Annotated in this window: 28 protein-coding genes; 15 read left to right on the forward strand and 13 right to left on the reverse strand. The window is 60.7% G+C overall.

Annotated features, from left to right (window positions below; all coding sequences use genetic code 11):
- Positions 1-377: 377 nt before the first annotated feature.
- Positions 378-827 carry a hypothetical protein gene (locus tag ASD31_RS13875; RefSeq protein ID WP_056334510.1) on the forward strand — a complete coding sequence of 150 codons (450 nt, stop codon included), beginning with the start codon at positions 378-380 and terminating at the stop codon, positions 825-827.
- A 144-nt stretch (positions 828-971) separates the two neighbouring features.
- Here the strand turns inward: ASD31_RS13875 and ASD31_RS13880 are convergent, their stop codons facing one another.
- The gene (locus tag ASD31_RS13880) at positions 972-1,553 is read right to left on the reverse strand and encodes a hypothetical protein (protein ID WP_156392650.1); all 582 of its coding nucleotides are present in this window, start codon (positions 1,551-1,553) and stop codon (positions 972-974) included.
- Between the two features lie 238 nt (positions 1,554-1,791).
- Here ASD31_RS13880 and ASD31_RS13885 point away from each other — a divergent pair, with 238 nt between their 5' ends.
- From ASD31_RS13885 to ASD31_RS13900, 5 genes are all read left to right on the forward strand, one after another.
- Positions 1,792-2,214 carry a secondary thiamine-phosphate synthase enzyme YjbQ gene (locus ASD31_RS13885; RefSeq protein ID WP_056334767.1) on the forward strand — a complete coding sequence of 141 codons (423 nt, stop codon included), beginning with the start codon at positions 1,792-1,794 and terminating at the stop codon, positions 2,212-2,214.
- Positions 2,215-2,334: 120 nt separating this feature from the next.
- Entirely contained in the window at positions 2,335-2,739 is a 405-nt protein-coding gene (locus tag ASD31_RS13890) for a ketosteroid isomerase-related protein (protein ID WP_056334516.1), read from the forward strand.
- 161 nt (positions 2,740-2,900) lie between these two features.
- On the forward strand, positions 2,901-3,287 hold the full coding sequence (locus ASD31_RS13895) for a hypothetical protein (protein WP_056334519.1): 387 nt from the start codon (positions 2,901-2,903) through the stop codon (positions 3,285-3,287).
- 257 nt (positions 3,288-3,544) lie between these two features.
- On the forward strand, positions 3,545-3,709 hold the full coding sequence (locus ASD31_RS26355) for a hypothetical protein (protein WP_200952186.1): 165 nt from the start codon (positions 3,545-3,547) through the stop codon (positions 3,707-3,709).
- 125 nt (positions 3,710-3,834) lie between these two features.
- On the forward strand, positions 3,835-4,476 hold the full coding sequence (locus tag ASD31_RS13900) for an MBL fold metallo-hydrolase (RefSeq protein ID WP_056334522.1): 642 nt from the start codon (positions 3,835-3,837) through the stop codon (positions 4,474-4,476).
- A 91-nt stretch (positions 4,477-4,567) separates the two neighbouring features.
- Here ASD31_RS13900 and ASD31_RS13905 read toward each other — a convergent pair whose 3' ends face one another.
- The 4 genes from ASD31_RS13905 to ASD31_RS13920 all read right to left on the reverse strand — a co-directional run bounded on the left by ASD31_RS13905 (position 4,568) and on the right by ASD31_RS13920 (position 7,974).
- On the reverse strand, positions 4,568-4,993 hold the full coding sequence (locus ASD31_RS13905; protein ID WP_056334525.1) for a BA14K family protein: 426 nt from the start codon (positions 4,991-4,993) through the stop codon (positions 4,568-4,570).
- Positions 4,994-5,134: 141 nt separating this feature from the next.
- Positions 5,135-5,350 carry a cold-shock protein gene (locus tag ASD31_RS13910; RefSeq protein ID WP_056334526.1) on the reverse strand — a complete coding sequence of 72 codons (216 nt, stop codon included), beginning with the start codon at positions 5,348-5,350 and terminating at the stop codon, positions 5,135-5,137.
- A gap of 422 nt (positions 5,351-5,772) precedes the next feature.
- Positions 5,773-6,669 carry a DMT family transporter gene (locus ASD31_RS13915; protein ID WP_056334528.1) on the reverse strand — a complete coding sequence of 299 codons (897 nt, stop codon included), beginning with the start codon at positions 6,667-6,669 and terminating at the stop codon, positions 5,773-5,775.
- Positions 6,670-6,804: 135 nt separating this feature from the next.
- A complete protein-coding gene (locus ASD31_RS13920; protein WP_056334531.1) occupies positions 6,805-7,974 on the reverse strand; it encodes a PQQ-dependent sugar dehydrogenase in 1,170 nt (389 codons plus the stop codon).
- A gap of 400 nt (positions 7,975-8,374) precedes the next feature.
- On the opposite strand from ASD31_RS13920, the gene ASD31_RS13925 reads away from it, so the two are divergent.
- A complete protein-coding gene (locus tag ASD31_RS13925) occupies positions 8,375-9,577 on the forward strand; it encodes a pyridoxal phosphate-dependent aminotransferase (RefSeq protein ID WP_056334770.1) in 1,203 nt (400 codons plus the stop codon).
- Positions 9,578-9,772: 195 nt separating this feature from the next.
- On the opposite strand, the gene ASD31_RS13930 is transcribed toward ASD31_RS13925, so the two are convergent.
- The 5 genes from ASD31_RS13930 to trxB form a co-directional block, all read right to left on the reverse strand.
- On the reverse strand, positions 9,773-10,705 hold the full coding sequence (locus tag ASD31_RS13930; protein WP_082520562.1) for a lytic transglycosylase domain-containing protein: 933 nt from the start codon (positions 10,703-10,705) through the stop codon (positions 9,773-9,775).
- Between the two features lie 181 nt (positions 10,706-10,886).
- Positions 10,887-12,011 (reverse strand): alkene reductase, encoded by a 1,125-nt coding sequence (locus tag ASD31_RS13935; protein ID WP_056334533.1) that lies wholly within the window; start codon positions 12,009-12,011, stop codon positions 10,887-10,889.
- Positions 12,012-12,093: 82 nt separating this feature from the next.
- Positions 12,094-12,387: an ArsR/SmtB family transcription factor gene (locus ASD31_RS13940; protein WP_056334535.1), complete on the reverse strand. Its 294-nt coding sequence runs from the start codon at positions 12,385-12,387 to the stop codon at positions 12,094-12,096.
- A gap of 641 nt (positions 12,388-13,028) precedes the next feature.
- A complete protein-coding gene (locus ASD31_RS13945; protein WP_056334775.1) occupies positions 13,029-13,925 on the reverse strand; it encodes a LysR family transcriptional regulator VtlR in 897 nt (298 codons plus the stop codon).
- Between the two features lie 114 nt (positions 13,926-14,039).
- Complete coding sequence (gene trxB, locus ASD31_RS13950; RefSeq protein WP_056334538.1) at positions 14,040-15,014, reverse strand: thioredoxin-disulfide reductase; 975 nt, start codon at positions 15,012-15,014, stop codon at positions 14,040-14,042.
- A 45-nt stretch (positions 15,015-15,059) separates the two neighbouring features.
- On the opposite strand from trxB, the gene ASD31_RS13955 reads away from it, so the two are divergent.
- Genes ASD31_RS13955 through ASD31_RS13965 form a run of 3 tightly spaced genes read left to right on the forward strand, consistent with a single transcriptional unit; the run spans position 15,060 to position 17,582 of the window.
- Positions 15,060-16,304, forward strand: coding sequence for a glycosyltransferase family 2 protein (locus tag ASD31_RS13955; RefSeq protein ID WP_244483850.1), 1,245 nt, complete (start codon positions 15,060-15,062; stop codon positions 16,302-16,304).
- A 48-nt stretch (positions 16,305-16,352) separates the two neighbouring features.
- Positions 16,353-16,823 (forward strand): Lrp/AsnC family transcriptional regulator, encoded by a 471-nt coding sequence (locus ASD31_RS13960; protein ID WP_082520564.1) that lies wholly within the window; start codon positions 16,353-16,355, stop codon positions 16,821-16,823.
- 54 nt (positions 16,824-16,877) lie between these two features.
- On the forward strand, positions 16,878-17,582 hold the full coding sequence (locus ASD31_RS13965) for an FkbM family methyltransferase (RefSeq protein ID WP_056334541.1): 705 nt from the start codon (positions 16,878-16,880) through the stop codon (positions 17,580-17,582).
- 177 nt (positions 17,583-17,759) lie between these two features.
- On the opposite strand, the gene ASD31_RS13970 is transcribed toward ASD31_RS13965, so the two are convergent.
- Positions 17,760-18,683 (reverse strand): glycosyltransferase family 25 protein, encoded by a 924-nt coding sequence (locus ASD31_RS13970; RefSeq protein ID WP_156392651.1) that lies wholly within the window; start codon positions 18,681-18,683, stop codon positions 17,760-17,762.
- 210 nt (positions 18,684-18,893) lie between these two features.
- Between ASD31_RS13970 and ASD31_RS13975 the strand changes: the two genes are divergently transcribed.
- Positions 18,894-19,916, forward strand: coding sequence for a glycosyltransferase (locus tag ASD31_RS13975; RefSeq protein WP_056334547.1), 1,023 nt, complete (start codon positions 18,894-18,896; stop codon positions 19,914-19,916).
- On the opposite strand, the gene ASD31_RS13980 is transcribed toward ASD31_RS13975, so the two are convergent.
- Both ASD31_RS13980 and greA read right to left on the reverse strand, forming a co-directional pair.
- Positions 19,913-20,977 (reverse strand): glycosyltransferase family 4 protein, encoded by a 1,065-nt coding sequence (locus ASD31_RS13980; RefSeq protein WP_056334550.1) that lies wholly within the window; start codon positions 20,975-20,977, stop codon positions 19,913-19,915. The two genes, ASD31_RS13975 and ASD31_RS13980, sit on opposite strands and share 4 nt — an antisense overlap.
- Positions 20,978-21,062: 85 nt before the next feature.
- Complete coding sequence (greA, locus tag ASD31_RS13985; protein ID WP_056334552.1) at positions 21,063-21,539, reverse strand: transcription elongation factor GreA; 477 nt, start codon at positions 21,537-21,539, stop codon at positions 21,063-21,065.
- A gap of 276 nt (positions 21,540-21,815) precedes the next feature.
- Here greA and ASD31_RS13990 point away from each other — a divergent pair, with 276 nt between their 5' ends.
- From ASD31_RS13990 to ASD31_RS14005, 4 genes are all read left to right on the forward strand, one after another.
- Positions 21,816-22,100: a hypothetical protein gene (locus ASD31_RS13990; protein ID WP_056334556.1), complete on the forward strand. Its 285-nt coding sequence runs from the start codon at positions 21,816-21,818 to the stop codon at positions 22,098-22,100.
- Between the two features lie 11 nt (positions 22,101-22,111).
- Positions 22,112-22,465 carry a hypothetical protein gene (locus ASD31_RS13995; protein WP_056334558.1) on the forward strand — a complete coding sequence of 118 codons (354 nt, stop codon included), beginning with the start codon at positions 22,112-22,114 and terminating at the stop codon, positions 22,463-22,465.
- A 31-nt stretch (positions 22,466-22,496) separates the two neighbouring features.
- Positions 22,497-23,477 carry an SDR family oxidoreductase gene (locus tag ASD31_RS14000; protein WP_056334561.1) on the forward strand — a complete coding sequence of 327 codons (981 nt, stop codon included), beginning with the start codon at positions 22,497-22,499 and terminating at the stop codon, positions 23,475-23,477.
- 115 nt (positions 23,478-23,592) lie between these two features.
- Positions 23,593-25,047 (forward strand): MFS transporter, encoded by a 1,455-nt coding sequence (locus ASD31_RS14005; protein WP_082520565.1) that lies wholly within the window; start codon positions 23,593-23,595, stop codon positions 25,045-25,047.
- Positions 25,048-25,144: the final 97 nt, after the last annotated feature.

The raw sequence follows: 25,144 nt of genomic DNA on the forward strand, positions 1-25,144 counted from the left end.
GGGCTTACCCCGCCTCATTGAAAGTCCCGCGGATAAGCGGCGGGATGGGGCATTGGAAGTCTCTCGCAAATGGGAGGCGTAGAAGAACCTGAGAAGCGCGGCAAAAGACACCGAAACGGGGCACGGCATGTGTCACCTATANGATGGGGCATTGGAAGTCTCTCGCAAATGGGAGGCGTAGAAGAACCTGAGAAGCGCGGCAAAAGACACCGAAACGGGGCACGGCATGTGTCACCTATACTTACTTACTGAGGCACCTGTCGTGCCCCGGCCGATCCTGCCCGTCCTGAATAAGGCGAAGAGATCGAAACTGCGCGAAGCCACGGGCAGCATTTGTCGCGTGATTGCCGAAACACGTCCCTCCACGGAGCACGAAAATGGAAGAGCAAAAGCCCAAGCCCGTCTTCGACAACAACCCCATGCCCTTTGGGCCTTTCGTCGTGCTGTCGCGCAGGGCCGCCGAAGCAATGGAAATCCCCCATTTCTGCGGGCTTCGCCGTTGTGCCCGCTACGGAATGTGTCGCGGCAAGCTGAAGCGCCGGGCCATTCCGGTTTCCCTCTGCCAGGCGCCGGATTTCGCGGCCTGGCTGCCGCTCTGCATGGCCGGCGCCGATGATGGCTGGCTGGAGCTCTTCATCACCTATTGGCACGTCTGTTGGGACGATCATTTTTCCATGCCCATCGATCCGCCGCGGGCGGCCCCGCAGCGTCGGCCTCTCCACGTCCAATGGCCGCATGCCGATCTCTGCGCGCCCGAGACCCTGTCGCCCTATCTCAATCCCGGCAATGGACCGTCATCGCCCGCTGGATACTCATCCGGTGCTTGACGTGGTCCGATGCTGTGCCATCATTTGCCGGAGATAGCCGAAAATGGTTTTGAACGGCAGATGCGCGATCACGATTCCGGCTGTGGACGCTGTGGACCATGTATGCGAGGCGGCGGCTGCCAGCCGCCGTCCACGCCTGTTGCATCAGTCGGCTTGGGAGTCATCGACCAATGTTTCGCGAATTTGGTCGATCTTGCCGATCTCGTCTCCAACGCCAAGAATGCCCTTGGCCCATTCCAGCGACGCGTCCGAAACGGTTGTCGTGCCAGCTGCGGTCGCCAGGGCTTCCCGCAGCGTTTCGTCGGAATACGCTGTCCCGGGCGGAACCGCATCAACCCCGTTGGCGGCTTCGTATTCCGCGTAGCCGCGCGCATAGGCAAAGACATCGGCGAATCGTGGATCATTCGAGTTGAGGTAGGCGTGGTAGTTTCGTTTCAGAGAGTTCAGGCCAGCCCGCTCTGCCGCGTCGGCCTTGGCAATTTTGGAGTTGGGCTTGGCGTCATTCGACCGGTTCTTGCCGTTCCTGGCGTCATCGCCGCCCTTCGCCGCAGCTTTTCCATGTCCGCGGTCGGATTTGTCCTGTCCCGAGCCGTTGCCACCATGGCCGCCGCTGCTTTCATGACCGCCACCGCCACCTTGGCCGCCATTCTTGGCCAGGGCGCTTCCGGCAGGACTGGCCAGTGTCAGGGCAATCGTGACGAGCGTGGATGTGATCGCTGTTTTCATCAACATGAGTTTTCTCCTGGTTTCTCTTCAGCGCGACCTCGGCGCACTTTCCGATACCGCAAGATTGCGGTAATCATGACATCTTCAAGTAGAATTGGGACCAATGCTTTGCTAACCGGGACCTAAGTCTTAGAGCCCGCCTCGAAGCGTGCGACCGATGGCACGGCGAAGTGCCGGGCATCGTCCGCCTTGGCGATGCAAGCAACGCATTCACAACCTCGCGAAGATCGGTGATGCCATGCCGCAGACGATCATCTCCATTCAGACCCGCGGCCCCGGCCTTTACGAATTCACCGGAGAGGTCGAGGCCTTCGTCGCGGCAAGCGGCGAGGGGGAGGGGCTTCTCACACTCTTCGTTCGCCATACCTCCTGCTCGCTGCTTATCCAGGAAAATGCCGATCCCGATGTCAGGCGCGATCTCGATCGCTTCTTCAAGCGCCTGGTGCCGCCGTCCGACGATCCGTCGATGGCCTGGATCTCGCATCGGGCCGAGGGACCGGACGACATGCCGGCCCATATCAAGGCGGCGCTGACCCAGGTCTCGCTTTCCATTCCGCTTTCCGGCGGCCGGCTGCTGCTCGGCACCTGGCAGGGCCTCTATCTGTTCGAGCACCGCCGCCATCCGCACCGGCGCGAGATCGTGTTGCATCTGGGCAGGTGAGGATTCGCGTGGGCCGCCGGCACTCCCCGGCTCGGTTCTTCATTGGGGAACAAAAACAGGGGTTTGGCGTTAAGCCGGCAGCCGTGCCACGATGCCGGCGCGGATTGCAGGGGAAGACCGATGACCGACGCGCAGACCATTGCCAGCCGCTTCATGGATGCCTTGAACGAGCGCGATTTCGAGACCCTCGCCGGTTTTCTCGATGAAGATGTGGCGCTCGATACGATGACCGGCCAGCGCACTATCGGCGCCCTGCCGCTGCGCATGGCGATCATGAGCTATTTCCGTCATTTCGACGAACAGTTCAGCGACATGGTGCTGATGCACGATGCCTTCGGCCAGCGCGTCGCCGTCGATCTCACCGCGCGCGGCCATTACCGCGAAACAATGGAAGGCTTTCCGCAGGCGAGCGGCCAGGCCTATTCGATCCCCGGCGTCTTCGTCTTCGAATTCGAAAACGGCGCTGTCACCCGGCTCAGCCATTATCGCAATGCCCGTGTCTTCGAACAGGCCCTGTCGCGCTGAGCACCACCCATCCTTGCGGATAAGCTTCGTTGAACGTGAACCCCGGATGAATGCAAGATTCCGGTTCCGTTCAGCCGCCCGGATCTAGTCTCCCTGCAATGCCCCGAAACAAGCGCGGGCGGACAGACAGAGCTTTCAGACCACCAATCGGAGATACATCCATGCGACAGATTTTTGCCAAATTGGCGCTTGCCGGCCTCATCGGACTTTCGGGCCTCGGCGCCGCCACGGTTCCCGCTTCGGCCGATACGCTGTCCTTCCGCATCACCTCCGGCGATGCCGTCAAGGTGCAGTATCGCGAAGGCCGCCGCCATGGCGACGAGCGCGACTGGAACCGCGACCGCCGCCACGGTCATGGCTGGGGCCATCATCGCCGCGGCCGCTGCGATCCCTGGCTTGCCACCGACAAGGCCCGCGCCCGCGGCCTGCACCGCGCCCGCGTCGTCGATGTGACGCCGCGCCGCGTCGTCGTCGAAGGCCGCCGCCACGGCGCCCATCGCTCCTATGTCTTCGCCAATGCCCGCGGTTGCCCCTTCATCGGCCGCTGATCGCAGCGGCTGAACCCGCTCTTTCCGTCCTGTCTCCCCCGGCCGGCGGAAAGCCCGCCCCCACGGTTCGCCGCGGGGGCGGATGTGTTTGTAGAGGCCGACAAACATCTGAGCGAGGACGCAGGACGCAACCGCTGGCGGCTTTGTTCCCGGCGGAACTGAAGAAAACGCGGAAATGTAAAAGACTGGAATCGTTCCCTTTTATCGGAACCTTTGGGCAATCCGGGTGTTTAGACGCCATAAGAAGGACCAGTCAGATGCAATATTCGATTTCACATGATGATCAATCCGCCGCCCGCCAGTTGCGCCCTGTCGTCATAACCGTCGTCGTCGCCAAACTTGCGGTTTTCGCTCTGTTGATGACCACGATCAACCTGCAGGCGCCCATGCCGGTCGCCATCGAACTCGCCGAGATGCGTTGAAGCCCGGCCTGCCTGAGGCGAGCCATTCCCCCATGGTCAGTGCGATTACCGACTGACCCGGTTTCCATTGTCGTCCCGCCGTCCTATATGCCGTGCAACGATCTTAGAAGCGAGGCGCAGACGGCATGCTACAGGCGGGCATTATCCCGGTTACCCATTTCCAGCAGAATTGCACGATTTTGTTCGACACCGACACCAAGGAAGGCGTGATCGTCGATCCCGGCGGCGATGTCGATGTCATCGTCCAGACGATTGAAGAGAATGGCATCACCCTGAAAGCCATCTGGCTGACCCACGGTCATATCGACCATGCCGGCGGCGCCAAAGAGCTGAAGGAAAAGCTCGGCATCGAGATTATCGGCCCGCACAAGGACGACCTGCCATTGCTCGAAAATCTCGAGACCCAGGCGGAGCGTTTCGGGCTCGCGATGAAGGTTCAGAACGTGCTGCCGGACCGCTGGCTGGAGGAGGGCGATACCGTCTCCTTCGGCGATCATCATTTCGAGGTGCTGCATTGCCCCGGCCACGCGCCCGGCCATGTGGTCTATTTCAATCGCGCCCAGGGTTTCGCCCATGTCGGCGATGTGCTGTTTCGCGGCTCGATCGGCCGCACCGACCTGCCGGGCGGCAACCACCAGCAGCTTCTCGATTCCATCCGCGACAAGATCCTGCCGCTCGGCGATACGGTCGGCTTCATCTGCGGCCATGGTCCGGGTGGCCAGATCGGCGAGGAGCGCCGCACCAATCCCTATCTGCGTGGCCTGTAGGCTACAGCCGAAAGCCACGGCGTCCCGAAATCGCACAATAAAAAAGGCACGCGCCCAAGGTGCGTGCCTCTCGTCGTTCGTTGTGTCCGGCTCAGCCTGCGTTGCAGAAATGCTGCTGGCCGTCATAGCCGGTAAAGGTCCCCGAGCGGGGCTCGAACGAGCGGTAACGCTGCTCGCAATAGCGGTACCAGGCCGGCGACCAGGGCTCGAGCGAGCCGTAGTTCTGGACCACGACCGGACGGCGATAGACCGGGCGCGGCCGGTAATATTCGGGCTCGGGATCGATATAGACCCGCTCCTGGTAGCGCGGCTGGCTGGCAATGGCGCCGCCGATGATTACGCCGGTGGCAAGACCAAGGGCGCCGAGCGCTGCCGCATCGCCGCCGTTATAGTGGCCATGGTGCCGGTAATAGTCTCGATGGCCTCGCCTGTGATCCGCCTGCGCCGGCGTCACCGTCGGGATGACCACTGCAGCGGTCGCAAGGGCAAGAACAGCAGCTTTGATAACCTTGTTCATTGTTTCGATCCTGTGATGGCTTGGGACTTTTTTAGTCCTTCATGATGAAAACAGGATAGTGTGGCGAAACTGAATGCAGCCTGAATAAAAAAACCCGGCAAAAAGCCGGGCTTCAAACGATTGGTCGGTGGCAGGTCGGCGTTAGCCGGATACTTGCAGATTGACGGCCTTGGGGCCTTTGCCGCGGCGATCCGGTTCCGTGTCGAAGCTGACCTTCTGGTTCTCGGACAGGCCATCCAGGCCTGAAGCCTGTACAGCGGAAATATGCACGAAGATATCAGCGCCGCCATTGTCCGGCTTGATGAAGCCGAAGCCCTTGTCGGTGTTGAAGAATTTAACAATGCCAGTCTCGGCCATGCGTCAGGTCCCTTTTTCCTCTGCCCGAAGCGGCGGGCAGCATTACTCTTTGCCCAGAGGCGTGTGGCAGGCAGGTCTCGATTTTCGAGGAAAGGATCCTGTGATTGCGGCCAGGCATCGAACTCCCGTCTTTGCCCCGCCGCCCGAACAGTTTACGTGCCCGGCGCGCATTTTTTAAAGGTCTTCCCATGTTCGCAGATTGCCCGAACATAGTAAGATTGCTGTGTTTGTTTTGAATTGGCAAGCAAAAGTTTTCTGACGCAAGTGTGCCGTTTTGGTTTGCTGGCCGGGCAGGCCGTCATCGAAAAATATGATTTTTCTGTATTTATATTGCAAGCTATTGAAACTATTCGTATTTGCTTTCTTTCTGTTGTTGTTTGCAGGTCATCGGCACAGGGCGTGCCACACCGTTCGCGCGCGCATCAGGCTCCGGCGGCCGTGCGTCTCGACCGGCCCAGTTCGGGGCCGATTTCGACGATCAGCATGGCGGCGAAGATGATCGCGCAGCCGAGATAGCCGATCGGCGCAATGGTTTCGCCAAGAAGAAGCACGCCGAACAGCGCGGCAAACAGGGCCTCGCTCGAGAGGAAAATGGCCGCCTGGGGCGCCGTCGTGTAGCGCTGGCCGACCACCTGGCAGATGAAGCCGATGCCGCTGGAAAAGATGCCGGCATAGAGGATTTCCGGCAGGGCATTCGTCACGGCGGTGAGATCCAGCGGCTCGAAAACGGCGCCCGCCGCGCAGCCAAGCACCGCGCAAACGGAAAACTGGACAAGCGAGATCGCCATGGGGCGGCCGGTACTAGACGCAGCAAGGCCGACGAGGATCAGTTGGACGGCCCAGAACACCGCGCAGGCAATGGTCAGGAAATCGCCATCGGTGAGCCCGGCAAGCTGCCCGCCACTCAGGAGGAAGATGCCGAAGGTTGCCATCAGCGCGCCCGGCCAGATCACCCAATGCGGCTTGCGGCGCAGGAAGAGGACGGTCAGCACAGGCACGAACACGACATAGAGGCCGGTGAGGAAGCCAGAATTGGTGACGCTGGTGCTCAGGAGCCCGACCTGCTGGGTGACCGCGCCGGCAAACAGCGCCAGGCCGATCCAGAGGAAACTGCGCAGGCTCGATTTCGGCAGTGGCGCTTTCGCCTTGCGATGTTCCCATAGCGCCAGGGGCGCCGCCACCAATGCGGCAAGGGCAAAGCGCAGGCCGATGAACCACAGGGGACCGATCGCCTCCATCGCCGTCGATTGGGCCACGAAGCCCGCGCCCCAGATGGCGCCGGAAAGAAGCAGCAGGGAATTGGCCTGGAGACGGGTCACGATGCGGTTCCTGAAAGCCTGGTGGTCGCCGCTTGTAGTGAAGCGACGCCGTGGCAGGGAGAGGGGATGCCTCTAGCTAACAGGTGCACCGTAGCGCCGCAAGCACGCCGATCCGGCAGGACGCGGAGCGTCGCGTCAGTTCTCCGCGTCGCCTGCAACGAGCCGCAGCAGTTTTCCGTCATCGCCATCGGTCAGCATCAGCACCGATCCATCCGGCGCCACCTTGACGTCGCGCAGCCGGCCGAATGTGCCTTCGAACAAGCGTTCCTCCGACAGGATCTTGCCATCCTCGTCGCGCTCCAGCCGGGCCAGAAGCTGGTATTTCAGTGCCGTCACCAGAAGATCGCCCTCCCATTCGGGAAACATCTCGCCGCGATAGACATCGATGGCGCCGGGCGCGATCGAGGGATCCCAATAGAAGAGCGGCTGCTCATAGCCGTCCGCCGCCTGGCCGACGCCGATCTCGACGCCGGAATAATCCCTGCCGAAGGTGATGACCGGCCAACCGTAATTCCTGCCAGGCTGCGGCGCATTGATCTCGTCGCCGCCGCGCGCGCCGTGCTCGACCGTCAGCATCTGGCCGCTGGCGGGGTCTATGGTGATGCCCTGCGGATTGCGATGGCCCTTCGACCAGAGCTCCGCCAGGCCTTGGCCGCCGTCCTTGTATGGATTGTCGGCGGGAATGCCGCCATCGGGTTCGATGTGCAGGATGGCGCCGGCATGGTCCTTCATATCCTGCGCCCGGTCGCGCTCGCCGCGATCGCCGATGCCGAAGAACAGGCTGCCGTCCGGCGCAATCGCGATTCGCGATCCGAAATGCTGACCCTTGCCGGTGAACCTGTTCATCCGGAATAGCTCGCTCACCTCTTCCAGGCGTCCCGCGTCCTTCGACAATCGCGCCCGCACCAGTGCCGTGCCATAGCCTCCATCGCCCTTCACCGCCATGGTGAGGAACAGGGTCCGGCTCATTTCGAAATCCGCGGCGAGCGCAATATCGAGAAGCCCGCCCTGGCCGTGGCGGGCAATGTCGGGAAGGCCTTTTATCGGGTCCGACGCCTTGCCGTCGCGGATGATGCGCAGCGTGCCGCCAAGCTCGCTGACGATATAGGTGCCGTCCGGCAGCACCTCCACCGACCAGGGACTGTCCAAGCCGGAGGCAACCGTCTCGACCCGGATCTGCGCCTCACGGCTTGAAAACACCTGTCCATTATCGGCGTCTTCGGCCTGGACCGCCGGTACGGCAAGAAGTGCGACCGCCAATCCTGCATATATCGGCCCCGCACCTATCGATCGAATTCCAGCCATGGTCTGGTCCCCCTGTGCTTGGCTCTGAAACTGGTGTCTCGGGACCGGCGATCAAGATGGTTCAAGCCATTTTTACCGTATTGTGAGGTGCTGTGGGAGATGGGGTATGTCCGGGTTGCCATGCGTGACGGAGATGCAGAGACGCGACGGTGCCAATGCCGGGCCGGCGTAAAACTTCAGCAGTTTCAATCTCTTGGGCGGCATGGCCGATAAAGTGATTCATATGAACCCTTGATGCCATTGATGAAACATTGTCATGGTCACGCTTTTTGCCGCCTTTCGGCGGTCTTTGCGCTTGAAACCCGGCCTGTCTTTCGACATACACCTAACCGCTATGGAGCCTGGCCTTGCCTCGTCCATGGGCCGCATGCTGTTTCAACCTGATCAGGATAAACATATCATGGCCTTTCTTGCCGACGCCCTTTCCCGTGTAAAGCCATCCGCTACCATCGCCGTTTCCCAGAAAGCCCGGGAACTGAAAGCCAAGGGCCGCGATGTGATCGGGCTTGGCGCCGGCGAGCCGGATTTCGATACGCCGGACAATATCAAGAAGGCCGCCATCGAGGCGATCAATCGCGGCGAGACGAAATATACGCCGGTCTCCGGCATTCCGGAACTGCGCGAGGCGATCGTGCGCAAATACAAGCGCGAGAACGGGCTTGACTACACCGCCGCCCAGACGATCGTCGGCACCGGCGGAAAGCAGATTCTTTTCAATGCCTTCATGGCGACGATGAATCCGGGCGATGAAGTCGTCATTCCCGCGCCTTATTGGGTTTCCTATCCGGAAATGGTCGCCATCTGCGGCGGCACGCCGGTCTTCGTCTCGACTACCCAGGAAAACAATTTCAAGCTGACGCCCGCGGATCTCGACCGGGCGATCACGCCGAAGACAAAATGGTTCATCTTCAATTCGCCGTCCAACCCGTCGGGCGCCGCCTATAGCCACGCGGAACTGAAGGGCCTGACCGACGTGCTCCTGAAGCATCCACATGTCTGGATCCTGACCGACGACATGTATGAGCACCTGACCTATGGCGATTTCAAGTTTGCCACGCCCGCCGAGGTCGAGCCTGCGCTCTACGACCGGACCCTGACGATGAACGGCGTTTCCAAGGCCTATGCCATGACCGGCTGGCGCATCGGCTATGCCGCAGGCCCGCTGCCGCTCATCAAGGCGATGGACATGATCCAGGGCCAGCAGACCTCCGGCGCCTGCTCGATCGCCCAATGGGCGGCCGTCGAGGCGCTGAACGGTACGCAGGACTTCATTCCCGAAAACAAGAAGATCTTCGAAGGCCGCCGCGATCTCGTCGTCTCCATGCTCAACCAGGCCAAGGGCATCGAATGCCCGTCGCCGGAGGGCGCCTTCTATGTCTATCCGTCCTGCAAGGGGCTGATCGGCAAGACGGCACCGAGCGGCAAGGTCATCGAGACGGACGAGGATTTCGTCTCGGAACTGCTGGAGGCCGAAGGCGTCGCCGTCGTCCATGGCTCGGCCTTCGGCCTTGGCCCGAACTTCCGCATCTCCTACGCGACATCCGAGGCACTGCTCGAGGAAGCCTGCAAGCGCATCCAGCGCTTCTGCGCAGCCTGCCGGTAATCACGTGGACAGACGAACTGATGCAACAGGGCCCGCCGGCGACGGCGGGCCTTTTTGCTGTTGAGATATTGATTCAGTTAGCCGGTAAACTGATTCCGGGTTTTCCTCCAAGCCATTGTCGTTCTTCATAAATTTTGATCCGAGCGAATGTTCGTCGCGACGGAACCGCCTTCCGCCGAGACCCCCAAAGAATCTTCAATTGCGAAAGACGATGCAGGCGCCGCCGACCTTGCGGATCGCGGTGCAGACGGTTTCGGCTTCCTTGCGGGTCTGGCGGCCGATGCGGGCGGTATAGCGCAGCCGCGTGCCGAAGGCTCTGTTGCGCTGGCGCTGGATCAGCGGCTTTTCCGCATCGAGCGGCGCCGGCATGCGGTCGATCACGGTCTGAAACAGCCGTCGCGCCACGGATTTCTGGAAATGGGCGGCCAGTTGCGCACCCCAGGGCGCCCAGACGCCTTCCTCGCCGCTGTCCATGTCCTTCAGGTTTCCCGTCATCGCCAGCGCCACGCAGCCATCCTGAAAGCTCTTTTCCCTGTCCAGTCGCAGGTCGGGCGCCTCCGGTGGCTCGTCCTTCCATTCCTCCACCGTATGGGCCGTGATCGCCAGCACATAGGCGCGCGTCTCATAGGGCAGGATTCCGTTGCGCAGAAAAGTTTCCGCGCCGGTCTCGCCGGCATTGTAGGCCGCCGCGGCAAGGCCGAGATTGCCGAAGCGTTCGCGCAGGCGTGCGAGATATTCGGCGGATGCCGCCATGGCCTGCAGTGGATCGAAACTGTCGGAAAGCCCACGCATCCGCGCCGTCGACGGCATGAACTGGGCGATGCCCTCGGCGCCTTTCGGGCTGACGGCATCGGCGCGGAACAGGCTTTCCTTCCAGATCAGCCGTGCGAAGAAATCGGCCGGCAGACCGTTCCGCTCGGCGAAATGGCCAACCGCCGTGCAGATGTCTTGTCCATAAGTCTCCGCGCGGATGCAGAGGCTGGTACCGTTTTCGCTGCGGGCATAGAGACAGCCAGGCGCCTGCCGTTCGGGCCGGGCAAGAGCATTGCCAGCAAGCGAGGGGACGAGCAGGATCGCGGCGGCAAGACCGTGTCGAAGAGCCTGGTCCCTATGTCTTTCCCGGTTCATGGCGCGCCCGCAAGATCGCTCCTTGATACCACCGATGCCGGACCGGCGGAAAGGCGGATCATCGCCTGCGGCGCCTGGGCGATCAAGTGAAGCGGGAAGGGGCCGGTCCGACGGGGTGGGGCAGGGAGCGCCCGGCGACGGCAAATCCCGCCCTTTCGGGCGGGATCGGCAAGGTTGGATATCAGGCGGCCTGCTGGTCAAGCAGCGGATAGTCGGTATAGCCCCTGGTGCCGCCGCCATAGAAGGTCGCCTGGTCGGGCGTGTTGAGTGGCGCATTGTCCTTCAATCGCTGCACCAGGTCCGGATTGGCGATGAAGGCCTTGCCGAAGGCGACGAGATCGGTCTTGCCCTCTTCCACGGAGGTCAGCGCAAGGTCGCGGTCATAGCCGTTGTTGGTCATCCAGGCGGCTGCGCCACCGGCCTTTTCATAGGCGCCGTGCAGTGCCTTGTAGTCGAACGGCGCATCGCCCTGCTGGAAGTCGCGCGGGCCGCCGGTCGCGCCTTCTATGATATGGATATAGGCGAGCTTGTACTTTGCCAGGCCTTCGACGGCATGGGTGAACAGGGCCTGGGCGTCGGGGTCGGAACTGTCATTGGCAGGCGTTACCGGCGAGATGCGGATGCCGGTGCGGCCAGCGCCGATTTCACGGGTTACGGCGTCCACCACCTCGAACAGGAAGCGGGCGCGGTTTTCGATCGAGCCGCCATACTCGTCCGTGCGGATATTGGAGCCGGACCGCAGGAACTGGTCGATCAGATAGCCGTTGGCCGCATGGATTTCGACGCCGTCGAAACCGGCATCGAGCGCGGCGCGGGCGGCCTTGCGATAATCCTCGACGATGTCGGCGATCTCGGCGCGCTCCAGCGCCCGCGGCTCGGAGGTTTCGACGAACCGGCCGCTGCCATCCTCGTTGACGAGGAAGGTCTTGGATTTCGCCTGGATGGCGGAGGCGGAGACCGGCTTGCCGCCGTTTGGCTGCAGCGAAGTGTGCGAGATACGTCCGACATGCCAGAGCTGCACGACGATCCTGCCGCCGGCCGCATGCACCGCGTCGGTCACCTGCCGCCAGCCGTCAAGCGCTTCCTGTGTGTAGAGGCCGGGCACATCGGCATAACCCTGTCCCTGATGGGTGATGGCCGTCGCCTCGGTGATCAGAAGGCCGGCGGTGGCGCGCTGCGCATAATAGGCGGCATTCAGCGCATTCGGCACGGCCTTTGGAGAACGGTTGCGCGTTAAGGGGGCCATGACGATGCGGTTGGCAAGCGGGATATCGCCGATGGTGATGGGGTCGAAGAGGGAGGTCATGAACAGTCCTTTCCGTTCTTTGCGGGGTATCCTGGGAGGGATGGGGGAGGCCCGGTCGTCGGAGCGCCCGAGCAATATGTCGTCAGAGCGCCCGGGTGATCTCGGCGAGAAAGCCGCTAATCGCCTCTTCGTCGCGGGTGTAGAAGATCCATTGGCCGACACGCTTTGTCTTCACCAGGCCCGCGCGCTGCAGGACGGCCAGATGCGCCGAGACGGTGGATTGCGACAGCCCGCAGCGCTCGAATTGCTTGGCGCAGATGCCCATGTCCAGCGGATGATGCTGGTCGGAGAAATGCTGCTCCGGCTCCTTCATCCAGCCGAGCATTTCCAACCGCTTGGGGTGGGCCAGTGCCTTGAGGATTTCGTCCTTGTCCATCGTCTCGTCAAATCGCGCATATCGTTAAATCGTGTTCTAACGATATATGTATCGTCAATTTACGATATTCAAGTCACGTCCGCGTGAGGGTGTCGGAAAATCGAAGACAAAAAAAAGGGCCTCAGCATATGCAGGGCCCTTTAGGTGTGAAGGTTAAAACCTCCAGAGGGGAACAGCTGCTGCGGTGGCGCTGGGAGGAAGAAGAGCCACCATTTGCATCAGCTACAATCAATATGGGAATGGTCGCCAAAGTTTCAATGGCATTGCCAGGAAAAAACGCAGTCGGCGGCATGTGCTTGAAATCAGGGCAAAAAAAGAGGGCCACAAGAAAACTTGGGCCCTTTATAGTTATGAAGGTAATTAAACCTCCAGAGGGGAACAGCTGCTGCGGTGGCACTGGGAGGAAAAAAGCCACCAAAATGCATCAGCTGCAGTTGATATGCTGGTTTTTTGGGCTTTTAGCAATCGATGAATACGCATGCCAGCCATGTGCCGGACGCACCGCTTGCGCAATTCGGAGGCGAATATCGACGGTTTTTCCGTGGCTTAGCCGGAGGTTCGGTAGAAAAATCCTGCAAAAACAGGGGTTTGTCTAGGTAAAATGTAGAGAATGTTTTTTAGGCAGACGCAACGGCTAGGGCTCAAAAACTCCAGTTGCGCGACTTGGCAACGATGAAATCGCGGAAGACCTTCAGCTTGGCGGAGTTCTTCAACTCGTCGGGATAGCAGAAATAGGTGTCGAACGAGGGAATGTCGGCGCCGATCGGCAACTGGATGAGGCCCGGGTCGCGACCGACGATATAGTCGGGCATCATGGCGACGCCGATGCCGAGCAGGCAGGCGCGCTTGATCGAGGTCTGGCTGTTGATCTGCAGATGCGAGGGGCGGGGATTGTCGCTGTCACGCCCGGCGATCTCCAGCCAGTTGACGTCGAGCAGGTAATTGGGCGCCGGCTCCCCGAAGGTGATGATGCGGTGGTTGTCGAGGTCCTCGATCGACTGCGGCTCGCCATGCTTGTTGATATAGGAGGGCGCCGCATAGACATGCATGTGTACGGTGAAGAGCTTGCGCTGGATGAGATCGGACTGTTGCGGCTGGCGCAGCCGGATGGCGCAGTCGGCATGGCGCATATTGACGTCCAGTTCCTCGTTGTCGAGGATCAACTGCACCTGCATTTCCGGGTAGAGCGTCAGGAATTCCTGCACCTTGTCGGTGAGCCAGCCCTGGCCGAGGCCGACGGTGGTGGTGATGCGCAGCTTGCCGGAAGGCTTGTCGGTGTTCTCCGTCAGCTGGACGCGCACGCCCTCGAGCTTCATCAGCACTTCATGGGCGGTCTTGTAGAGGATTTCGCCCTGTTCGGTGAGGATGAGACCGCGGGCATGGCGATGGAACAGCTTGATGCCGACATCCTGCTCGAGCGAACTCACCTGGCGGCTGATAGCCGATTGGGAAAGATGCAGCTTGTCGGCCGCATGGGTAAAGGATCCCGCTTCCGCCGCCGCATGGAAAATGCGCAATTTGTCCCAGTCCAGCGGCATGAAATCCCCCATGGTCACCCGTGGCGGAAAACGGCCTCGTTGTTTCCCGCCAGCAGGCTGATTGTCTGTTCCCACTCCGCAGCGGTCATCGACCGCTGCATTCGTTCGCGGCTTCTATTCGGCCGCAATTGCGACAGGCATATGGCCCGCCAGATATTTTTCGGCTTCCAGTGCCGCCATGCAGCCCATGCCGGCCGCGGTTACGGCCTGGCGATAGATATCGTCGGTCACATCGCCGGCAGCATAGACGCCGGGGATATCAGTGGCAGTTGAATCGGGCGCTGTCCAGAGGTAGCCGTTCGGCTTCAGGCGCAACTTGTCCTTGAACAGCTCCACCGCCGGCGCATGGCCGATCGCCACGAAGACGCCGTCGATCGGCATGTCGCTCACGGCGCCGGTCTTCGTATTGCGCAGTTTGACCCCACTGACCGAGGCCGGCATCGGCGGCTTGGCCGGGGTGCCGGTATATTCCAGAACCTCGTGGTCCCAGACGATCCGGACATTCTCCTTGGCGAACAACCGTTCCTGCAGGATCTTTTCGGCGCGGAAATGATTGCGGCGATGCACGACGGTCACCGTCTTTGCGAGGTTGGAAAGATAGAGTGCCTCCTCGACCGCCGAATTGCCGCCGCCGACGACGATCACATCCTTGCCGCGATAGAAGAAGCCGTCGCAGGTGGCGCAGGCCGAAACGCCGAAGCCCATGAAGCCCGCCTCGCTCTCGATGCCCAGCCACTTGGCCTTGGCGCCGGTGGCGATGATCAGCGCATCGGCCGTCCAGTCGGTGCCGCTGTCGGTCTTCAGCCGGAATGGCCGCACCGAGAGGTCGACCTCCGTCACCAGGTCGTTGACGATCTCGGTGCCGACATGGATGGCCTGGTTGAGCATCTGCTCCATCATCCACGGACCCTGGACCGGATCGGCATAGCCCGGATAATTCTCCACATCCGTGGTGATCATCAACTGCCCGCCCTGTTCCATCCCGGCGATCAGCACCGGGCTGAGCATGGCCCGCGCCGTATAGATCGCCGCCGTATAACCGGCCGGGCCGGAGCCGATGATGAGAACTTTGGTGTGTCGGGCAGTCATGGGGCTTGGTCCTCAGTTATGGCACTATCTTGTCAGCGCCATGCATTGTCAGTTCTGCATCCACCAGTTTTGGGATTTAACGAGCTGTCTTTCAAGGCTTCTGAAGCGATACGCACAAGTGCTTTTTCCATTTATCATGTTTTTGCGAGAGCATTCGCACATTTGCCCTCGTTTTTGACGAGCGATGTTGCTATCGACCAGCCAAACAACGTCATTGATGCTGGAGAGCCGTTAATGGGCAAACGCAAGATCGCATTCCCTTGCAGAACGTCAAATGTCGCTGCCTATGATCGTAATTTTCTACAAAAGCTGCTGACATCCGTAGAGAGCCGTCGTGTAGCTGCAAGAGTGAAGAAGAGGGCCGCGACGGCTCACGCCTTTCTTTCTCTCGCTCATCCTGCCGAATTTCGCCCCCTTGGAGAGGACGAAATTCCCCTTGTCCTGTTGACGCATAATGACCTAAAATTTTTGCGGTCCTTCTTAGCCCATTACCGCCGATTGGGTGTCACCCGGTTCATCTGCGTTGATGATCTTTCGACAGACGGCACACGGGAATTCCTGACGGGAGAACCGGATGTCGACATATGGACCTCTGAGGTGCGTTACCGGGAGGCCCGGCGGGGCCGTCTTTGGCGCGAGGCCCTATTTGCAATGTATGGGAAAAACCGGTGGTATCTAAACGTCGATTCGGATGAATACCTTGTCTACCAAGACTGTTTCGAGTCGGGATTGCCGCAATTAATTCGGAGGCTGGAAGAGCAGGGCGTCTATCGGCTGTCCGCGCCAATGATCGATATGTATCCTCCAGGTCCCCCGAGTCAGTATCCATTCGCTGGCGTAGACGAAACGATGCCCTGGTCGGTCGCATCCTGTTTTGATGGGAACGACTATACACTTGATATCACGAAGCGGTTTCTTCAACTCCGCGGCGGACCACGCAAACGTAAATTTGGTTCTGACGTAGACTTGATTAAATATCCGCTGCTCTACTGGGACGACAAATGCGGTCTCGGCACCACGATTCACAAGCCACTTCCTTATCACCGCAATTTTTTTCCTATCAGCGCGGCCTTGCTCCACTTTAAATTCTTTTCGGATTACAAGGAGAAGACGACGCAAGCGGTTGAAGAGAAGCAACATATCGGTGAAGCCAGAGAATATCAGAAGATACTTCAGGCGCTAACTGAAGATGGCGATGTGAATTTTGTCTATGACGGCACGCTGCAATACTCGGATCCGGAAGATCTCATTCGCCAGGGGTTCATCCATCCGGTATGGGCTGACTCTTGAAAATTGCACAACACGAAGCAGGCTGCCAGAGGTGGTTAGGATACATGAATGCTGATGCGCGCGGAACTTGATGCCATCGATATGAAAATTCTGCGCGAACTTCAGAACGACGGCAGGATGACGAATGTCGAACTTTCAGAACGCGTCGGCATATCAGCGCCACCGTGCCTGCGGCGGGTCCGCAAGCTCGAGGAAGCTGGCATCATTCGCGGTTATCGCGCCCTCCTCAATGCGCCGGCGCTGGGATACGACCTGGTCGCCTTCTGTATGGTCGGCCTGAAACACCAGTCTGACGCCAATCTCAAAGCCTTCGCCAAGCAAACAGCAAATTGGCCGCTCGTTCGCGAAGCTTGGATGGTGTCCGGGGAATCAGACTTTCTCTTGCAATGCATCGCTGAAAACCTTGCAGGTTTTCAGGATTTCGTTATTGAAGAGCTCACGGCCACAGAGAATGTGGATACCGTACGAACGATGTTGACCATCCGGCAGGTCAAGAATGTCTCCCTTGTAGAGATCTAAGCGCCCAGTCTTCGCGCGCAGGTATCTCCGGTGATAACAATAGGATCAGGTATTTTGAAAAGACTATTGCGATCGCTGCGTAAGCGCTTCAGGTACATGTCCAACGCGCGCACCGTCCGGCTTGACGGAGTTACGATTGACACGACCGCTGAGCACATTCCCGCGAACGTCCGTGAGCTGATCTTTCGTGAGACCTATGAGGATACCGAACGGGACCTGATCGGCAAAATTCTAAAGCCCGGTATGCGCACGCTCGAGATTGGCACTGGCATCGGTTTCGTGGGCCTTGTTGCGGCTCGGATTTGCGGTCAGAGCAATGTCTTCTGTTACGAGGCTAATCCCGATCTCGAACCGATCATCAGGCGGAATTTCGCGTTGAATGATATGACGCCTGATCTTACGATGCGAGCCGTCACCGTCGACGGTGCGCCGATCACCTTCTTCAAGAGCGACAATATCATCTCTTCCAGCGTCTATGACCGCAAGCGCCACGACAAGCAAATCGTAGTCGAAAGCGAAGCCTTGGCGGACATTCTGGAAAAGCGTGCCCCTTCAGTGCTGATCATGGACGTGGAGGGGGCTGAGATCGAGCTACTCGGCAATGTGGATCTAAAAAATATTGAGCATATCATCGTCGAACTGCACCCCCATATCGTTGGTGAGGATGCTATCGCTGCGTTGATTTCTAACCTGAAGGACCGGGGTTACGTGATGCGCAGCAGCAATCGCAAGGCCACCCATTTCGCCCGCACATCCTGAAGGGCGCACTTCATGCTATCGAAGCTCCCGCTTTCCTCGTTCATCATCTGCTGAACGAGGAATCCTATTTCGGAAATTCGTATCCAAGGCCTGGAACAGTCAGCGAGATTGTTATCCTCAATTCCGGCGCGACCGATGGCACGGCGGCAACCCGCTGAGGTGATCTGACCGCGAACCTCAGACGACAGGAGGCGTCGGAGTTCGGGCCGGGCGAAATCGTTTTTTGTGAATGAAGGCAATCAGTTTGTCCTGCATCAGGCGCCACTGTTTAGCCAGTCCGTAGAACCATTTTCTCTTGTTGGTCTTTCTCCCCCGTCCGGCACTTGCGAGGATCTGGCTTTCTGCGTCCGTCGTCGTCACCGGGGCGGGCGTAAAGGAGTAGCCGTGGCCTGTGCGTGTCAGCCAGTGCCGAAAGTAATTGTCCACCGGCGCAAACATCTTGTGATGCTGCTCGACGAAAAGCCGCGCGCCTTCGCGCGACCAGACAATGGCGCTCGTCGTCATTGGAAAATAATGGGCAGCGACAAGCTCGCATCGATATCCGCCGATGTCGTAGCCGGAAAGAGGCGTCGCGATCTTGAGCTTGTTGTTGCCGATATTGATGAGCAGCCATTCGGGGTCGATCGCGTCGAGGTCGGCAAGAGCGGTTTCGAGCAGTTCCACAGGGTTGCACAGCGGCAATGCGTCGTCTTCCAGAACCAGCGCATAGCGAGCGTCGGATCGCAGGAAACGGGCCGCCACTTTCAGGTGACTGTAATAGCAACCGATTTCTCCGCCGACGAGGCTGCGGCCCATGTAGCGCTCGGTACGTTCTGCGTCATAATCCGCGACTGTCGAGAGATCCAGGCCCCGGCCATCGACGGCGGCGATGCGCTCGAAAACGATGCCGTAACCGGCAAGCCGGTTGCTGATGGCGTGCAGGCGGTCGTCGCTGCCGTCCAGATTGATGACGTAGGTGTCAAGCGATTGCATTTTTCCCTTTCCAGTGGGAGAGGCACGATGGCCGTTCGCGCAGTCCTCTGTCCGTTTGGATCTCACGGTCAGTGTGGACGTAGTCGATGCCAACTGTTCTTGCAATATCGCGGTCGGACCGATCTTCACAAGGCGGATTCGGCGCGACGCGGATTATCAGGGATATCGTCACTGCACATGCCGGGCCGGACTTTGACCCGCGCCTGCCGGCAAGTTTCCCGGGGCAACAGAGGCGTTGCACTTGTGTTGATGCCTCAAGCGTAACATAAAGACGAAATTGCCTGGTGACGCGGATTTTGTGCCGTAGCGGGTGTAAGACAGAGTGCGGGATTAAGACCTATGCGGGTTCATCAGTATATTTTCGGCAAGGATGGCGGGGCGGAGAAGTTCTTCGTCCATCTGGTCGGCGCACTTGCGCGGCGCGGCGTCGAGCAGACGGCCGTCATGCGCTGGAACCGCAGGTGGCGCGAGGATGTGGAGCCGCATGCGCGGGTGATCCAGAGCAATTTTCGTAATCTCTCTGCCGATCGCATCCTGCTGCCCATGAAGGTTATGTCGATGGCACGGAAGGAGAAGGTCGATGCGATCATTTCCTGGTCGACCCGCGGCGCCCGGCTGATGCCCGCCTACAATGGCGCGATCAAGCTTTCCCGTCTTGGCGACTATCCGACGCATCTCGGCTATTTCAAGAACTCCGACATTCTGGTGTGCAATACGCCGGGAATCGCCGATCACGTGCGCAAGCTCGGCTGGAAACGCGGCGTCGAGGTGATCTCGAATTTCACCGACACGACGATAGTCACACCTGTTTCCAGAGCTTCGGTCAATACGCCGGAGGGTGTTCCCGTCGTGATGACCATGGGGCGTTTCGTCCGCCGCAAGCGCTTCCATCTTCTCATCGAGGCGATGGTGGCCGTGCCGGACGCATTCCTGTGGATCGCCGGCGATGGAGAGGAGCGGGCGGTTCTGGAAGCCCTCGTTCGCGCCCACAACATGACGGATCGTGTGCGTTTCCTCGGATGGCAGAAGGACACGCGGGCCTATGTCGCGGCCGCCGATATCTTCGTCATGCCGTCCAGTCACGAGCCGCTGGGCAATGTCATCCTTGAAGCCTGGGCGCAGAAAAAGCCGGTCATTTCTTCCCGTTCGGAAGGTCCGTGCTGGTTTGTCCGCGACGGTGAAAACGGCTTGCTTGTCGATATCGATGACGTCGCCGGCTATACGCGTGCCATCAACCAGTTGATCGCCCAGCCGCAATTGGCTGCAAGTATTGCCGAAGCCGGCCGCAATACGCTGGTCGGTCAGTTCTCCGAGGAAGCCGTAGCCAACGCCTATATTGAGTTGTTCAAGCGTAAGCCTTAGCGCGCGGTCGAGAGAAGCTTTTCGTAGATTTCGCCGATCTTTGCTGCTTCGCCCTCGATGCTGAAGCTGGCTACGGCGCGCGCAAGGCCGCGCCCGCCGGCAAGCCTTGCGCGTTCCGGATCGTCCATCAACGATGCCGCGGCTTCTGTCATGGCGGTCAGTTCGCTGGCCGGTATCAGGATGCCGGTTTCACCCTCGCCTGTGATGAGCAGTTCGGAAAACGCCCCGACATCGGTCGCCACCACCGGTACGGATGTCGCCATGGCTTCCAGCGGCGTCAGGCCGAAACCCTCCCAGCGCTGTGGCGCCACGAACAGGTCGAGCGCCCGGTACCAGTCGGGGATATTGGTATGTTCGCCGACGAAGAGGATGCGCTCGGCAAGCCCCGCCTTGGCCACCTTCGCCTTCAACTCCGCCTCGAAGCCCAAATGCGCGCCGGTGGCGCGCCCGGCGATCACGGCGATCCAGTCCGGCCGTTGCGGCAGGAGCGCGATCATGCTGTCGACGAAGAGATCGGTGCCCTTCTGATGGCGCACCCGGCCGAAGCAGCCGGCGATCTTCCTGTCGCCGGGCAGGCCAAGCGCCGTCTTCGCCGCCCGCTTGTCGTCCGCGGGGAAAAACCGCTTCGTATCGATGCCGTGCATGATCACCGTGTTCGGCACGTCGAGATAGGCGGCGGTCCTGTTACTAGTGGCGATCACCGCGTCCATGCGGCGGATCAGCCATTTGCTCCAGCCTGAATGTTTGCGCTGCGAGGCGGAGGTGAAGACAATCTTCAGCCGCATGCGCAGGAGATCGCGCAGGAAAAGGGCCGGCAGCATCTCGATATTGCGGCGCGCATGCCAGACCCGCCGTGATCTGTTCTTCGGCCGTCCCCAGAGACGAAGCAGCGCGCCATAGCCGATATGCGGCAGGCTTTCCGGCAGGCCGGGGCCGAGCGCTGCGACCTTCTGGCCGAGCGCGCGCTGCACCGGAACGAGCTGGATGATGGTGGAGGTCACGCCAGAAAGCCGGCGCTTGAAGTTCGGTGCGATGATCTCGACGTCGCTGATGTCTTCCACGCTCTGGCGTTCCTCTCGTCTTTCAACGGAAAAAGCCCGGAGGCGCAGGCTGCGCCATCCGGGCTTTTCGATGCGTCGCCGCTGATCAACCCCAGTTGATGGCGAGGATTTCGTAGGCCTTCGAGCCGCCGGGGGCGACGACTTCGATCGAATCGCCGACTTCCTTGCCGATCAGCGCGCGGGCGATTGGCGAGGAGATGGAGATGCGGCCCTGCCTGACATCGGCTTCCTGGTCGCCGACGATCTGGTAGGTCTTGTTTTCCTCGGTATCCTCGTCGACCAGCTTGACGGTGGCGCCGAACTTGATCTTCGAACCGGACATCTTGGAAAGGTCGATCACCTCGGCCCGGGCGACATAATCTTCCAGCTCGCCGATGCGGCCTTCATTATGGCTCTGGGCTTCCTTGGCGGCGTGGTATTCGGCATTTTCCGAAAGGTCGCCATGGGCGCGCGCTTCGGAAATGGCTTCGATGATCCGGGGGCGCTCTTCCTGCTGGCGCCAGCGCAGTTCTTCCTGCAGCTTGACGAATCCGCCCTGGGTCATCGGCACTTTTTCGACCATTTCACTGTCCTTCATAGTCCATGCCTGACCTGCCTAAAGCAGGCTGCGCACAAAAGAAAACGGTCACCGGAGGATTAACCCCGGAACCGTCGGAAACATTTGAACACGGCTTATAGCAGAAAGCGCGAACGAAAAGCCAGATTAATCGCACCCAACGACGCTGCGGCAAGCGGCCACGGCGCGTGCGCTGAACCGCAGGCGGACGATGCGGCGGCGGCGATCCGGGAACAAAGCACGGGGACTGTCCGTTGCTGTTGACGACACAGGAACCAGGTCATGCAGCAGTCTTCAACGCATCAACTCGAAGCGCGGCTCAATGCCCATCGCAAGCTTTTCATCGCGCTTGCGGCCTTTCTCGCCGAAAACAGCGAGGGCCGCGCCTTTCTCGACCGCCTGTCGCGCGAGACCGAGACGGTCGTCGATCACGAGGAAGATCCCGGCATCGTTCCCGACGACGGTTTTGCGCTCCAGGCGGGCGCCGACGAGGAGATGCGCTCGATCGTAAAGGCGGCCCTGTCGCGCAGCCAGGCCATCGCGGCGCGGGCGAACACGAACACATGAAGGAAAAAACCATGCAGGAAAATAGCCGCGCCACGGACAGACTAAAGCTCTTTCGGCTGGTTCCGGTCGCCCGCGCCAATGATCCCAACTGGGACAGTGCCGATAACCAGGGCGAGATCGTCGTTCGTGCCTTCTCCCCAGCCGATGCGCGCGTCGCGGCCGCAGAAGCCGAGCTTGATTTCACCGAGATCGATGCGCTCCCGGCCGAAGGCAATTCGACGCGCGATGCCAGCGCCTTCCGCAACGAGCGCCTCTATGCCGTCGTCGAAATGCTTGACCAGTCGGGCCTTGCCACTGCCGGCCCGCGCGGTGTCGTCGAAGGCGTCGTCTCGGTCGGCACGATCAAGCCGACGCAGGTTTCCTGAACCGACCAATTTGACGAACAGGGAGAATATCATGGCTGCCGAGCCAAAGAGCACCGCACGCACCGCGGAAAAACAGCGCGATATCCAGGATGAGGTCGCAAAGGCCGACGCCAAGCAGAAATCCTCCAAATCCGAAAAGCCGAAGGCCATGCAGGCCGGCGCGCGGGCTTATCCGGTCCCGCCTTTTCCCAAGCAGCACCAGCCCAAGCCCGGCGCCGAATACAAGCTCGATCCGGCCCCGCTCTACGATGCGCCCTTCTACAAGGGCTCCGGCAAGCTCGAGGGCAAGGTAGCGCTGATCACCGGCGGCGATAGCGGCATCGGTCGCGCGGTCGCCGTGCTCTTTGCCCGCGAGGGTGCCGATGTGGCGATCCTGCATCTGGCCGAAGGGCGGGATGCGGAGGATACGGTCAAGGCGATCGAGGCGGAAGGCCGCAAGGCCATGGCCATTCCCGGCGATGTCAAGGACAGGGCTTTTTGCCGCAAGGCCGTGACCGCCGTGGTCGAGGCCTTCGGCGCGCTCGACGTGCTGGTCAACAATGCCGCCTTCCAGGTCCATACCGCCGATGTGCTGGACCTCAGCGAAGAACATTTCGACGAGACGCTGAAAACCAATCTCTACGGTTATTTCTTCATGGCCCAGGCCGCCATCGAGCACATGAAGGAAGGCAGCGCCATCATCAATACCGGTTCGATTACCGGCATCGACGGCAGCAAGGAACTGATCGACTATTCGATGACCAAGGGCGGCATCCATGCCTTCACCCGGGCCCTGTCCGGTCAGCTCATCGAAAAGGGCATTCGCGTCAACGCGGTCGCGCCCGGCCCGGTCTGGACCCCGCTCAATCCGTCCGACAAGGAGGCCGAGGATGTCGCGCAGTTCGGCGCCAAGGCCAAGATGAAGCGGCCCGCCCAGCCGGAGGAACTGGCCCCGGCCTATGTCTTCCTCGCCTCGCCGCAATGCTCCAGCTACATCACCGGCGAAATCCTGCCGATCATCGGCGGGTATTGATCGGGGGGCTTCTTCGTCCGGCAGGCGGGAAAACTCCGCGTTGTCGAGAATAGGGCTTTACCTCAACCGCGCTTGAGGTTGTAACAGTCATGCTTCCCTATCGGAGAGGCAAGGCATGACGAGCGACAATATTCCCTGTGACGGCGGGCAGATGAGCGAGACGGCGGTGGAACGATCGGCGGGATGGGGAGAGTTGCTGCAGCCGCGCCATCTCGTCTCTACCATCACGCTCTGCCTTGGCGTCGCGCTGTTCGCTTTCAACGAGTTCTTCATTTCCACGGCGCTGCCGAGTGCGGTGGTCGATCTCGGCGGTGCTGAGCTCCTCTCCTGGGCTTTCACGCTCTATCTCGTCTTTGCCATCATGGGCGGTTTGCTCGCAGCCAATCTGAAACAGCGGTTCGGGGCGCGAAACACCCTGCTTGCGGCGGCGGCCGTCTTTATTGCCGGCACCGTGCTTGCGACTTTCGCCGGCGGCATGAGCGAGGTGCTGGCCGGGCGGCTCTTGCAGGGTGCCGGCGAGGGAATCGTCGCCGCCCTTTGCTACGCGTTGATCCCGGAACTCTTTCCCTCGCGCCTGGTCCCGAAGGTCTTTGGCGCCGAAGCCATCGTCTGGGCACTCGCCGCCTTTTCCGGGCCGCTGGTGGCCGGCAGCCTGACGGAACAGTTTTCCTGGCGCGCCGCCTTCTTCGTCTCCCTTCCGGCCGCCATCGTCTTCATCGTGCTGGTTCTTTTCATCGTGCCGCGCGGGGTAACCGGGGCAGGGCCGGCGCCGGCCATTCCCTTCGCGCGGCTGGCCGCTGCAGGTGCGGGCATCCTGATGATCTCGCTGTCCGGCGTGGCATCCGGTGCCGCACTGATGGCGCTGCTTCTGGCCGCAGCCGCGATCGTGCTGGTCACGGTCGTCCTTCTCGACCGACGCTCCGAAAATCCGGTATTGCCGCGCGCCGCCTTCACCCTGCGCAAGGCGCTCGGCACCGGCCTGTGGGTGATCCTGCTGATGCCCTTTGCTCAAGCCGCTGGCTCGGTCTTCCTCGTCTATGGCCTGCAGCATCTCTGGTCGCTCGGGCCGACGGCGGCCGGCGCGCTCAGCGCCGTCATGGCGATCTCCTGGAGCCTCACCGCGATCGGCGTGGCCAGCATCGGCTCAATGGCCCTGCGCAACCGGATCATGCTGGTCGGTCCCGTCCTGCTTCTGGCCGGCCTTGCGGCGATCGTGGCGGCCATCGGGTCGGGCGCGCTCTGGCTCGTCCTGCCTGGCCAGGCGATGATCGGTGCCGGTTTCGGCGTCTCCTGGGGAACGCTCAGCCAGTTGATGATGGATGTCTCGTCGGACGCCGAGCGCGACCGGACATCGGCCATGCTGCCGACCCTGCAATCGGCGGGCTATGCCATCGGCGCCGCCGTTTTCGGCCTGGTTGCGAATGTCATGGGGTTTGGCGAGCATGCCTCGACGGACATTCTGCGGCAGGCGATGCTGCTGGTCTTCGGCACTGGTTGCGCCATCGCCGCCGTCTCGGTGCTCTTCGGCACAAGAACGGCGCGGCTAGCCCGCATCGAGGGAAAATTCTAGCGCAAGGGAAGGGCGGGGATCGTCCGCCCTTCCGTTTAGAGCGATGGGAAGACGGCGGACCCCCTTTCAGTCATCCTGCGACACGCACGGAGACAGC

It is taken from the genome of Rhizobium sp. Root482, assembly GCF_001426565.1.
Classification (GTDB): domain Bacteria; phylum Pseudomonadota; class Alphaproteobacteria; order Rhizobiales; family Rhizobiaceae; genus Pararhizobium.